This is a genomic window from Bradyrhizobium semiaridum (genome assembly GCF_020329505.1).
In the GTDB taxonomy this organism is placed as follows: Bacteria; Pseudomonadota; Alphaproteobacteria; order Rhizobiales; family Xanthobacteraceae; genus Bradyrhizobium; species Bradyrhizobium semiaridum.
The window spans coordinates 249183-261247 of sequence record NZ_JAGKJJ010000003.1; the positions used below are offsets into that span (position 1 = coordinate 249183).

Consider the following 12065-nt stretch of genomic DNA (forward strand, 5'->3'; position numbering starts at 1 on the left):
CGATGCGTACCGGCGACTACAAGCAGAGCTATGGCGAGCTCGTCACGCTGATCGATTCACCGCCGGTCTGGCTGTGGTCGACGGTGCTGGTGCTGGCGCTGGTCGTCGCACCTTACGTGCTGAATGCCTATGCGCTGTCGTTCCTGACCATCATCCTGATCACGGTGGTGGGCGCGCTCGGCCTCAACATCCTCACCGGCTATACCGGCTTGATCTCGCTCGGGCATGTCGGCTTTCTCCTCACCGGCGCCTATGGCTATGCCGTTTTGGTCTCGAAATATCAGCTGCCGCCGCTGGTCGGCTTTCTCGGCGCCGGCCTCGTCCCCGCGGCCGCCAGCCTGATCGTCGGCGCGCCGTCGCTGCGGCTGAAGGGGCTCTATCTCGCCATCACCACCCTCGCCTTCTCCTTCATCATCAACACGGTGATCCTGGAGATGCGCTGGCTGACCAACGGAGCGCGCGGCATCGCGGTGCAGCGGCCCGAAATCTTCGGCGTCAGCTTCGAGAGCGACGCGGCCTTTACCCATCTCTGTCTTGCGACGGCGATACTGACGCTGTTCGCCACCCTCAATATCCGCCGCAGCCGGGTCGGACGCGCCTTCGTCGCCATCCGCGACAACGACACCGCGGCGCGGGTGATGGGCATCAACCTGCACGCCTACAAGCTGCTTGCCTTCGTCACCAGCGCCTTCATCACCGGCATCGCCGGCGCGCTCTACGGCATCTACCTCTCGTTCGTGAACGTCGAGGGCTTTCCGTTCCTGCTGTCGATCGAGGCGCTGGCGATCCTGATCGTCGGCGGGCTGGGCTCGGCGCTGGGCGCCGTGCTCGGCACCGTCCTGATCGTGCTGTTGCCGGAGGCGACGCGGCTGGTATTCAGCCTGTTCAGCGCGCAAATGGACGCGATGTTCACGACCGGCGCGCAGGAGCTCAAGAGCATGCTCTACGGCCTCGTCATCATCCTGTTCCTGCGCTTCCAGCCGCGCGGCCTGGTCGGCGTCTGGCACGATCTCAAGCGGACCTGGGTCAACTGGCCGCTGCGTTACTGACACAACAAACAACACGATCACGATCAAAGGGAGGAAGGACAATGCGAAACCATCTGGCGACTGTATCACTCCTCACAGCCGCGCTGCTGTCCGGCGGCGCGCTGGCCGCCGATCCCGGCGTGACCGATACCGAAATCCTGATCGGCGACGTCGAACCGCTGACGGGTCCGCCGGCGCTGCTCGGAGTCGCGGCCTCGATCGGCCACAAGATCGCGATCGCGGAAGCCAACAACGCCGGCGGCATCAACGGCCGCAAGATCAAATACGTCCTGGAGGACGACGGCTACGTCACGGCGCGGACCATCCAGGGCGTGAAGAAGGTCATCGAGGTCGACAAGGTGTTCGCCATGCTCGGCATCTCCGGCTCCGGCCAATCGATCGCTGTCATGCCGGTGCTGGAGAAGGCCGGCATTCCGACGGTGATCGACGTCGCACCGGTGAAGCTGCTGTGGGAGCCGGCGCGCAAGAACGTCTTCGTGGTCGGCCAGTCCTACGAGGAAGGCATCATCCATCTCGTCAACTATCTCGCCGACAAGAACCCCGGCAAGACGTGGGGCCTGATCACCCAGGACGACGATTACGGCATCACCGTGCGTGACGGCTTCGATTCCGTGGTCAAGGCCAAGAAGCTGAAAGTGGTCTACAGCGGCACTTACAAGAAGGGCCAGCAGGACTTCTCGTCCGACATGCTGCAGCTCAAGGAATCCCGCGCGGACGTGTTCCTTGCCGGCGGCATCATCGCCGAGAACATCGCGATGATGAAGGAGCTGGAGAAACTCAACGTCAAGCCGGTGACCGGCATCTTCTGGCCCGGCCGCATCGAACCGGTGCTGAAACTGATGGGCCCGGCCGGCGACGGCATCTATGCCGTCGACTATGTCGAGCCGTTCGCCGGCGAGGCCGGCAAGGCATTCCTCGAAAAGGCCAAGCCGCTGGTCACCGAGGCCGAGTTCAAGGGCATCAACCGCTACACCATGACGGGCTATGCGGCCGCAAAAGTGCTGATCGCAGCGATCGAACGCTGCGGCAAGACCGTGACCTGGGCCTGCACCATCTCCGAGCTGGAGAAGACCAAGAATGTCGAAACCGGCGTCATGGCACCGATCAGCTTCGGCCCCGGCGTGCGCTTCTCGAACCAGAAGCTGCAGATCATGCAGGCGGATGCGGCAACGCTCAGCTTCAAGCCGGTGAAGTGAGGCTTCAGCCGGAGCCATCAGACGATGCGTTCCGGCCAAGGCTTCGCGCGTTTCCACCTCGTCATGGCTGACCTGCGCGGCCATGGCGAGCTGATCGCCACCCAATTTCGGAATATTGGAATAATACCCCTGAGTTGCCCGACATGTCAAGCGGCCGTGTCGAACGCTGGCCGCCGCGACGGCTCCTTTGCATGGGCTGTTTTTCGATATTTGGCAAAGCACCCCCTGCGAGCTAGGGCGAGGTGCAGACATCCCGCTCACATCCGCTTGGCGACCTCTTCCAGCATTACCTCGGTGGCGCCGCCGCCGATGGTCAGCACCCGGGCATCGCGCGCCATGCGCTCGATCGGCGTGCCGCGCATGAAGCCGGTGCCGCCGTGCAGTTGCAGGCAGCCGTGCACGACCTCGTGCAGCACTTCGGGCGACAGCGCCTTCACCATCGAGACTTCGCGCAGGCAGGGCTGCCCGGCCGCTGCCAGCTCGGCGGCGTGATAGGCGAGCTGCCGGGCGGCCGCTGCCTTGGCCGCGAGCTGCGCCAGCTTGAGCCGCACCGCCTGCTGGTTCCAGAGCGGGCCGCCGAACGCCTGCCGGGTCTTCACGTAATTGGCCGTCAGCTCGATCGCCTTGGCCGATTCCCCGGCGCAGATGCCGCCGATGCAGATGCGCTCGTTCTGAAACGTCTCCATGATGCCGTAGAAGCCCTTGTTCTCTTCGCCGAGCAGGTTTTCGGCGGGGACGCGGACGTCCTGGAAGCCGAGCTCGGCGGTATCGGAACAAAGCCAGCCATGCTTCTCGAGCTTGGTCGCGGAGATACCCGGCGTATTGCGCTCGACGATGAACAGCGAGATGCCGCGGCTGCCCTTCGCCTCCGGGTCGGTCCGCGCCGCGACGATCAGGATGTCGCCGTAGACGGCATTGGTGATGAACATCTTCGCGCCGTTGATCACCCAGGAGGCCCCTTCGCGCCGGGCCCGGGTCTTGAGCCCGGCCACGTCGGACCCGGCATCCGGCTCGGTCACGGCGATCGAGCAGATCGTCTCGCCGCGGATGATCGCCGGCAGATATTTTTGCTTCTGCTCCGGCGTGCCACGCAGGGTGATGTGGACGGCCGACATGTCCGAATGCACCAGGACCGACGACGTGAAGCCGCCAAAGCTTGAGCGCCCGAGCTCCTCGGCGAACACCATGGAGGCGAGCGGCCCCATATCGGTGCCGCCATACTCGACCTCGTGGCGCATGCCGAGGAAGCCGAGCGCGCCCATCCTGCGGAACACCTCGCGCGGGATCTTGCCGGCGCGCTCCCATTCCTCGCCATGCGGGATCACCTCCCGTTCGACGAAGCGGCGCACCTGCTCGCGCAGCATCCTGAGCTCCTCGGAGAGGCCCGGCTGCTCGGAGAACTGAAACTCGGTCTCGCCGGCTTCGCGCGGATCGGCTGGCATGAGGTTCATGGTGCGGCCTCCTCGGCCCTGATATGCAGATGCCTACGAAGGAAATCCGCAGCGGACGCGATCGCTTCGCCCGCCTGCGGAATCTCCGGGAACATCTGAAACACGTGGATCATCCCGGCAAAGACCTCGAGCGCCACAGCGACGCCGGCGTCTTCGGCTTTCCGCGCGAGCATCACGGAATCGTCCCGCACCGTCTCGCGATTTCCGACCTGAATCAGCAGCGGCGGCAGCCCCGCAAGCTCGGCATACAGCGGCGACGCCAGCGGATTGCGCGGATCGCCCTCTTCACCCAGATAATCCTTCGCCAACGCCAGGATCATCTTCCGCTGATGGATCGGATCGGCCTCCGCCCGGCTCTGGTAGCTCGCGCCGGTCGCGGCGAGATCGGTCCACGGCGACATCAGCACGGCAGCCGCCGGCAACCTCTCGCCACGATCGCGCAGCGCCAGCATGACCGCGAGGGCAAGATTGCCGCCGGCGGAGTCTCCGGCCAGCGCGATCCCATCCGGCTTCAAACCCTGCTCCAGCAGGAACGCATAGGCCCGCCACGCATCATCGAGCGCCGCCGGAAAGCGATGTTCCGGCGCCAGCCGATAGTTGATGGCCAGCGTGGCGCAACGGCTCGCCTCGGCGAGCCGCGCGATCAGATCGCGATGCGACGTCACCGACCCCATGCGAAACCCGCCGCCGTGGAAATAGAGGATCGCCCGACCGCCCGGCGCCTTGCGCGGCGTCAGCCACTCGGCATCGACACCGCCTGCGGTGACGCGCTCGCAGGCGACCGGCACAGCATGAGTGCCAAAGGCCGCGTCCCAGTCGCGGCGCATCTGCGCGACCGGTGTGTCACGGGTCCAGCCGCGATAGACCGAGCTGATCCGCGCGATCGCGCGATCAACCGGTGAGTCCGCCAGTTCGCGCTCGCCCGCCATGTCAGCCGCCTAGCCCCATGCCGCCGGACACTCCGAGCGTTTCGCCGGTGATGTAGCCGGCCTGGTCGGACGAGAGGAACAGCGCGGCCGACGCGACCTCGTCGGGTTCACCCAGCCGCCGCAGCAACGTTGCTTCGGTCATCGCGCGCAGCAGCCGCTCGCCGCCGGTTGCGACCGCCTGCTCCAGCATCGGGGTGCGGATCGGCCCGGGCGCGATGCAATTTGCCGTGATGCCGAAGCGCGCATTCTCGCGCGCCAGGCTCTTCGTGAACGCGATCACGCCGCCCTTGGCGGCCGAATAGACCGCCCCGCCCTTCGAGCCGAGCCGCGCCGCTTCCGACGTGATATTGACGATGCGGCCAAAGCCCGCCGCCTGCATCGCCGGCAACACCGCCTGCGTGCAGGCCAGCACGCCGACCAAGTTGACGCCGATCAGCTTGGCCCAATCAGCTTCCGACGTATCGGTGAAGAAGGCGTGCTGGTCGATCCCGGCATTGTTGACGAGAATGTCGAACGGCCCGTGTTGCCCCACCGCAGCGCGCACCGCGGCTGCATCGCAGACGTCAAGTTTGATTGCGGTCGCTCCGATGCGTTCCGCAAGGCGAGCGCCCGCGGCGACATCGAGATCGGCGATCATTACCTGTGCCCCGGCATCAGCAAATCCGCGCGCGATGGCGGCACCGATGCCCTGCGCCCCGCCGGTGACGAAGGCGCGCCTTCCATCGAGCCGGCCGAACGGACGCTGATCGGTCACCGGCACGGCTCAGCGCCCGGTGAAGTTCGGCTTGCGGCGTTCGATCACCGCGGCGAGGCCTTCGCGGGCGTCGGCTGTGCCGGACAATTCAGCGACGGTGCGCGCCTCCTCCGAGAGGCACTGCTCGATCGATAGCGCGGTGCCGGCCCAGACCAGCCGCTTGGTGGCCGCAAGCGCCTTCGGCGCACCGGCCGCCAATTCCTTGGCCAGCGCCAGCGAGGCATCGGCCAGTTCATCATCGGGAACAACCCTGGTGACGATGCCGAGCTCGAGTGCCTCGGCTGCGGGGATCACCGGATTGGTGAGCAGGATCGACATCGCGCGGCGCAGCCCGACCAGCCGCGACAGCGTGACGGAGACGCCGGCATCCGGCGCCATCGCCACGCGCGTGGCACCGGCAAGAAACTTCGCCGATTCCCCGGCGATCACGATGTCGGACGCGCAAACCAGACCGAACCCGCCGCCGCCCGCGGCAAATCCCTGCACCGAAGCGATCACCGGCGCCTCCAGACGCAGCAGCCCGGTGACGGCATTCTGCAGATAGGCGGTAGCCTGACGGATGTAATCGGGCAGCTTCTCGCCCTTGGACGCGAAGGCGCGGACATCGCCGCCGGCACAGAAATTGGCGCCCTCGCCCGAGATCAGCACGACGTGCAAATCCGGATGCCCATGGCAAACCATGATGGCGTCGCACAGCGCGCTCAGCAGCTCGATGCTCATGCCGTTGGCGGCATCCGGCCGATTGAGCCGCAGCCGCGCAATGCCATCCGTGATGTCGAGCAGCACCGGTCCCTTGTCGATCATGTCACGTCCTCACCTAGACCAGGAACGACAGCGTGTAGATGGCCTTGCTGTTGTTGACGAGCGTGACCTTCTTGTAGGCCATCCGCAATTCGCCCTCGACGAAGCGCAGCCGGTAGTCGTTGCGGGCCGCCCACAGCGTGTCGTCGCGCAGGCTGGACTCGAAGATCATGCTGTTGCTGGCGACGGCGATATCCTCGCCCGCCTCTTCGTCCATCAGCTCGATATTCGAGATCAGCCGGCGCAGGTTCGATTGCGGCGTCTGCGTATAGTGCTTGCCACTCATCAACTGCCGCACGCGCAGCGCGATGCGCGAGCGGTTGTCGTAGATGATCGACATTTCCTTCTCGGGATTGATGTCGGCTCCGTTGGCCGGCACCCAGTAAACGCCGTCCTCGGTCCAGAGCTTCTCCCACGCCTCGTATTGGTGCTCGTCCTGCAGCCGCGCCTCGCGATAGAGGAAGGCGGTGACGGCGGCCAGCAGCGTGGAGCTGCTCTCGCGCGACAGCATCAGACCGGCTCCATCAGCTTGCGATAATGATCCCAGATGCCGCGTGACGGAACCTCGTCCGTGACATGACCGACGGTGAAGCCGAGCTCGTCGCGCCGCTCGCGCTTCTCGCCACGGCCGAGATAGACCCATTCGGGGCTACGCGCCTGCACGCCGCGATGACAGCGTTCGTACATCTCGGAATCATCAGCGAGCAGGAAGCCGGCCGGGCCGACCGAGCCCATGGTCTGCTGCCGCAGCCGCCGATTGAGATCCGGCGCGCCCTTGAACTGCAGCGCCGTGACGTGCTGCACGCTGTCGTCGACGGCGAGCGGCTGGATCACGAACATCTGGATTTCGGCGATGAAGAGGTTCGGGAAGATCATGACATGCGGCGTGCCGTCGACCATGATTTCGCGCGCCGTCTTATCGCCGTAGGCCGCCTTCATCCTTGCCGCATAGTCCGGCAGGCGGTCCTCCGAGGTGCCGAACCAGCTCAGCGGCTCGTCGCGCTTGCGGAATTCCGGGCGCAGGTCGATCTCGGTGTGGCCGTTGCCATAGTCGCGCGTCAGCGCCGTCGAGGCGCCTCCGTAGAGCTTGCCGATCGAGCTGTCGGCGACGCCGAAGATCGAGGTGTGGACGAACGCCGGGTGATAGCCGTCGCATTCGTTCTCGAGAATGAACTTCCAGTTCGCCTTGACGCGGTGCTTGAGAAAACCCGCGGTGATCTCGACCTCGCCTTCCGGTGAGGTGCGGACCAGCCGGTCGATCGTTTCCGCGGCACCGCCGAGATGCTCCTTCAGCGTCGGGCCCTCGGCGGCAAGGGAGCCGAAGATGAAGCCGCGATAGGAGTCCATCCGCGCGACCCGCGCCAGCGAAAGTGCTGCGCGATCCTGCCCCTCATAGCCGTCCGGAAAGGCATAGCCGACGAGGCGGCCGTCATTGGCGAAGGTCCAGGCGTGGAACGGACAGGTGAAGGAGCGCGCGTTGCCCTTATCGAAGGAGCAGACCTGGTTGGCCCGATGCGAACACCGGTTGAGCAGAAGATGGATTTTGCCCGCTTCGTCCCGCGTCATGATGATCGATTGCGGACCGATCGACTTGACGACGTAGTCGTTGGCGTTCGGCACCTCGCTCTCATGCCCGACATAGACCCAGGTGCGGTACCAGATGCTCTCGAGCTCGGCCGCGAAGATCGCCGGATCGGTGTACAGCGACCCGTGCACCCGGTCGCGCCGGATCAAGCCATCCCACGCGCGTATCGCGATGTTCATCGCCTCCTCCCGCCTTTATGGCTGCACGGCCAAATAATAATCCGGACGACCGTTCTAATAATAGCACAAGCGATCGTGTCCGCAAGTCCTGTTTTTGGCTCCCGATCTCGGCTGACGATCGCGGTGCCGTTTGTGCCGAAGGCAGCGACGGTATGGCTGTCGATCAGACGCAGATGCGCGAGGTGGCCAGGCGCGGGCTGAGGAACCTGTTCTCGCTGGATGCTCGGCTCATTGACGACTTGAATGCAGCTTCTCCGTGCTGCTCGCGATCCTGTTCGCGCATGCCATCTGTGTCGCCAACGTGTCGTGGGCTGCATACTCCGGCTACATGGTGATGCGTGGGCACGTCGCCGAAAGCACGCTGCGCGGCGTGCTGCGGTTTCTCGGGATATGTGCGGGCGCCGCATGCACCGAGCCGAGGCTTCGCGCGCCAGCGTTATCGACGAATGAGGGAGAATAATTTTGGCTCGGTTGAGCTTCGGGCCGTCGTCGACGGTCAATGCCTCTCATGTTCGTGCCCTTTTTCTGCCACGAGCGCGCCGACTTGAGCCTCGGATCGCGCGCAAGCTGGGACGCGGCTATGCCGGCATGGTGAGAAAGGCGGCCGAGAATGGCCGGATCGACAGCAACATCAATGCCATCCGCGCCTATAACAAGCCGACTGATCCTTCGCCCGTCACCTTGCTTCATCAGGACGGGGAAGCATCTTTTTGCCCCGACCGACCTGCGCGCCATTCTGTACAGACGGCTGCTGCATCCTTCGCCATTGTGCCGGAGTGACCCCGATGTGGCTCTTGAACGCACGCTGAAATGCGGCTTCGGACTGATAGCCCACCATCTCCGCCACGGCAGCCGTGGAGAGCGACGATCTCGTCAATTCATTCGCTGCGAGCGTCATCCGGATGTCAGCCAGCAGGTCGCTGGGCGAACGGCCGAGCTTCTCCTGGAACTGGCGCGCCAGCGTGGCGCGCGACATGTTGCAGAGACGGGCGAGCACCGGCAGCGTCCACGCGCGCGCCGGATCGTTGAACAGCGCGGCCACCGCCGGCGCCAGCCGCGGATGACCCAGCGCGAGCAGGCCGCGCGGCGCGGCCTCGGACTCGCTGGCGAGCCGCAGCACCAGCGCAAACATTGCCGTCGAAAGTGCGTTCAGCATCGCGCGGCCGCCCAGGTGATCGTCAGCCGCCTCGCTGCGCATCATCGCGACGAGTCCGGCAAGTTGCGGCGCCGTGCCCTCACCTGTCTGTGCCCCGGCATGCACGACGAGACGCGGCGGCAGATAGCTGCGCAGCACGCGATCGTGCGGCGGCGTGATGGCGAAGTGTCCGCACAGCAGGTCGAGCCGCTGCTCCGCACCAGGATTTTCGCTGATCGTGAAATTCTGCACCGGCCGGTTGCGCGCGGGCCGCGGCGCGGCGCCGCTGCCATCGTGCATCACATGCCGCGGATTGCCGGGAAGCAGCAGGATATCGCCGGCATTGAGCCGCAGCGGCCGGCCGCCGACGGAATCGTCGAGCATTGCCGAGCCGGCCAGCACCGCATGGTACGGAATTTCATTAGCCGCACCCGGTCCCTGCTCGATGCGCCAGGGAGCACCGTAGCTGCAGCGCAGGTCGAGTCGGCCGCGCACCGGCATCATCTCGAATATTCGGCTGAGCCAATCCACGGCGAGCCTCCAAGGCCAATGTGAGACGATAGAGCATATAGTTGAGATTTATCGACATTCAATGTCTCATCAAGCGAGCCTACCGTTTCTTCGTGATCGTCACCCCCAAACACGGAGAGCCACCATGTCCCGTCTCGCAGTGCCCAATCTCGAAACCGACACCGGCCCGTCAGGCCAGATCTATGCCCAGATCAAGAAGGCGATCGGCAGCGTACCGAACACCTATGCGGCGATCGCCGCGCACGGTCCCGCCGCGCTGAAGTCGGTGCTCGCCGCCGACGCGGTGCTGGCCGGCGGCAGCCTGCCCAAGCGCGATCAGGAGATCATCAAGCTCGTGATCAGCGATGCCGGCGGCTGTGACTACTGCGTCGCCGCACACTCGCATCTTGCCAAGCTCGCCGGCGTGGATTCCGACGTGCTCAGGCAAATCCGCGAGGGCGAGCAGACCGGCGACGCCAGGCGCGATGCGCTGGTCCGTTTCGTTCGCAAGCTTGCACAGTCGAGCGGCACGGTCAGCGACGCGGATTTCGCCGCGATCAGGGCCGCCGGGTACAGCGACGCGCAGCTGGTCGAGATCAGCCTCGCATTCGCGACCACCGTCTTCACCAACGTCTTCAACCGCATCAACGACACCGACATCGACTTCCCTGCCGTCGCGTGACCCGCCAGTGCTCAAGTCGCATCGAAAGGATCACGGCCATGACCACGATTTCCACCACCACGCAGAACCCGCTCGTGCGCGCGCTTCACAGGTCCGGACTGCTTGCCGGAGACATCGACTATCACGTCGTCCGCGCCGCGATGGTGATCATGTTTCTCTTCTTCGGCTACCAGAAGTGGTTTCCCTACGAGTTCGAACGGCTGGTCCCGTTCATTAGCAACGGGCCGCTGATCTGGTGGCTCTATCCGGTCTTCGGCCACGCCGGCGCCAGCTACTTCCTCGGCGTCTCCGAGTGGACGTTCGGCGCGCTGCTATTCGCGGGCTTCTTCGACAAGCGGCTCGGCGTGCTCGGCGCCCTCGGCTCGACCGGAACATTCGTCGCCACCGTCACGATCATCCCGTTCATGCCTGAGGGCTGGGACGTCGCCGCCGGAGGTTTCCCCGCGATGACGGGCAATGTACCGTTCCTGATGAAGGACGTCGTCCTGCTCGCCGTCTCGCTCTATCTCCTCAAGCAGGATCTGGTTCGCCTGACGCGGCAATAGGTGGCCCTGCGAAAGCGATGCGTCGCCGGCGAGTCCCCAGCTCGCCGGCGATTGCGCATCGAATAAATCATTGTTGGATCTGACGAATACGCCGCGGTCGCCGGTCTGTTCCGATCCAGATTGCCGGTTCGAAGATATTCGGCTTGTGCATGCAATGTCCGTAGTTCTCCGGCCGTGAACATAGTTCCGCCGCGCCGCCTGCGTTTAAGAGAACGCCGGTGTTGTTCTGGGGTGAGACAATGAAGAAGGACGATGTGACGTGCCCGCGCTGCGGCGCCGGATTTCGACGGTTGGAGATTGCCTCCGAATCGGGAACCCGTGGAGAGTACAGCTGCCCGCTCTGCGAGACCACGCTCGAGCAGTTCGACGGCAACAGGCTCGTCGCCTACCGCCTGACCATCCAGCCCTCGATCCGGGGGCTCAAGAGTTAGGAAGCGTTCGAGCGGATGGACACCGGTTCGCGACGACAACGTGTCCAAATACCAAGTGTTCGGATCAGGATTTTCGTTTGAGGATGTAGCTGTCCATGATCCAGCCGTGCCGCTCACGCGCTTCGCGACGTGCGGCGGCGATGCGGGTGCCGCACTCGCTGAGCTCACCAGCCATGATGATCTGGTCAGGCATGCCGAGATAGGCGCCCCACCAGATCTGCAAGCCCTCGGGATCCAGCGTCTGGAAAGCCGCGCTGCCGTCGAGCATCACGACGACGGTGTCGACGCCGGACGGCCAGCCGTTGTCGCGCAGGCGCCGCCCGGTCGTGACCAGGAACGGCTCGCCGATCTCGTTGAGCGGCAACGCATGCGCCGCACACAGCGCCTGGATCGATGTGATGCCCGGGATCATCTCGATGGCCGGCAGCGGATCGAGCCTTCGGGCTATCCGCAGGCTCGAATCGTAGAGCGACGGATCGCCCCAGATCAGCAGCGCGACGCGTCCCTCGCCGCCGAGATGCCGTGCGATCTCGCGCGACCAGGCGGCCGCGACCGCATCGTGCCAGTCATCGACGCCCTTGCGATAGCCCTCGTCTGCGGCGGCGCGCACCGGCAGGTCGAACTCCGCGATGCGCGTGTGCGCACTGGTCAGCACATCGGCGCAAATGGTTCGCCGCAGCTCGGCGAGGTCGGATTTTGCGGCGCTCTTGCGCGGGATCAGGATCAGGTCGGCGGCATTGATGGCGCGGATCGCAGCCTGCGTGAGCTGCTGCGGGTCGCCACAACCGATACCGATCAAAGAGATCGTCAACATCGCC

General features: G+C 65.0%; 14 protein-coding genes. 6 read left to right on the forward strand and 8 right to left on the reverse strand.

What is annotated here, in order from left to right:
* The first annotated feature begins 2 nt into the window (after positions 1-2).
* Both J6500_RS05835 and J6500_RS05840 read left to right on the forward strand, forming a co-directional pair.
* Positions 3-1049, forward strand: a complete 1047-nt coding sequence (locus tag J6500_RS05835) for a branched-chain amino acid ABC transporter permease (protein WP_225711717.1) — start codon at positions 3-5, stop codon at positions 1047-1049.
* Between the two features lie 41 nt (positions 1050-1090).
* Positions 1091-2245 carry an ABC transporter substrate-binding protein gene (locus J6500_RS05840; protein ID WP_225711718.1) on the forward strand — a complete coding sequence of 385 codons (1155 nt, stop codon included), beginning with the start codon at positions 1091-1093 and terminating at the stop codon, positions 2243-2245.
* Between the two features lie 257 nt (positions 2246-2502).
* Here the strand turns inward: J6500_RS05840 and J6500_RS05845 are convergent, their stop codons facing one another.
* The 6 genes from J6500_RS05845 to J6500_RS05870 are packed head-to-tail and all read right to left on the reverse strand — an operon-like array spanning position 2503 to position 7944.
* Complete coding sequence (locus J6500_RS05845) at positions 2503-3696, reverse strand: acyl-CoA dehydrogenase family protein (protein WP_225711719.1); 1194 nt, start codon at positions 3694-3696, stop codon at positions 2503-2505.
* Entirely contained in the window at positions 3693-4625 is a 933-nt protein-coding gene (locus J6500_RS05850; RefSeq protein WP_225711720.1) for an alpha/beta hydrolase, read from the reverse strand. The genes J6500_RS05845 and J6500_RS05850 overlap by 4 nt, the downstream gene beginning before the upstream one ends.
* 1 nt (position 4626) lies before the next feature.
* A complete protein-coding gene (locus tag J6500_RS05855) occupies positions 4627-5379 on the reverse strand; it encodes an SDR family NAD(P)-dependent oxidoreductase (protein WP_225711721.1) in 753 nt (250 codons plus the stop codon).
* A 9-nt stretch (positions 5380-5388) separates the two neighbouring features.
* Complete coding sequence (locus tag J6500_RS05860) at positions 5389-6183, reverse strand: enoyl-CoA hydratase/isomerase family protein (protein WP_225711722.1); 795 nt, start codon at positions 6181-6183, stop codon at positions 5389-5391.
* A 13-nt stretch (positions 6184-6196) separates the two neighbouring features.
* A complete protein-coding gene (locus J6500_RS05865) occupies positions 6197-6691 on the reverse strand; it encodes an aromatic-ring-hydroxylating dioxygenase subunit beta (protein ID WP_225711723.1) in 495 nt (164 codons plus the stop codon).
* Entirely contained in the window at positions 6691-7944 is a 1254-nt protein-coding gene (locus tag J6500_RS05870; protein ID WP_225711724.1) for an aromatic ring-hydroxylating oxygenase subunit alpha, read from the reverse strand. The genes J6500_RS05865 and J6500_RS05870 overlap by 1 nt, the downstream gene beginning before the upstream one ends.
* Positions 7945-8200: 256 nt before the next feature.
* On the opposite strand from J6500_RS05870, the gene J6500_RS05875 reads away from it, so the two are divergent.
* On the forward strand, positions 8201-8404 hold the full coding sequence (locus J6500_RS05875) for an FUSC family protein (protein WP_225711725.1): 204 nt from the start codon (positions 8201-8203) through the stop codon (positions 8402-8404).
* Positions 8405-8620: 216 nt separating this feature from the next.
* Here J6500_RS05875 and J6500_RS05880 read toward each other — a convergent pair whose 3' ends face one another.
* On the reverse strand, positions 8621-9610 hold the full coding sequence (locus tag J6500_RS05880; RefSeq protein ID WP_225711726.1) for an AraC family transcriptional regulator: 990 nt from the start codon (positions 9608-9610) through the stop codon (positions 8621-8623).
* A gap of 124 nt (positions 9611-9734) precedes the next feature.
* On the opposite strand from J6500_RS05880, the gene J6500_RS05885 reads away from it, so the two are divergent.
* The 3 genes from J6500_RS05885 to J6500_RS05895 all read left to right on the forward strand — a co-directional run bounded on the left by J6500_RS05885 (position 9735) and on the right by J6500_RS05895 (position 11247).
* On the forward strand, positions 9735-10271 hold the full coding sequence (locus tag J6500_RS05885; RefSeq protein WP_225711727.1) for a carboxymuconolactone decarboxylase family protein: 537 nt from the start codon (positions 9735-9737) through the stop codon (positions 10269-10271).
* A gap of 38 nt (positions 10272-10309) precedes the next feature.
* Positions 10310-10816, forward strand: a complete 507-nt coding sequence (locus J6500_RS05890) for a YkgB family protein (RefSeq protein WP_225711728.1) — start codon at positions 10310-10312, stop codon at positions 10814-10816.
* A 239-nt stretch (positions 10817-11055) separates the two neighbouring features.
* On the forward strand, positions 11056-11247 hold the full coding sequence (locus tag J6500_RS05895) for a hypothetical protein (protein ID WP_225711729.1): 192 nt from the start codon (positions 11056-11058) through the stop codon (positions 11245-11247).
* A gap of 64 nt (positions 11248-11311) precedes the next feature.
* Here J6500_RS05895 and cobF read toward each other — a convergent pair whose 3' ends face one another.
* Positions 11312-12061: a precorrin-6A synthase (deacetylating) gene (gene cobF, locus J6500_RS05900; protein WP_225711730.1), complete on the reverse strand. Its 750-nt coding sequence runs from the start codon at positions 12059-12061 to the stop codon at positions 11312-11314.
* Positions 12062-12065 lie beyond the last annotated feature (4 nt).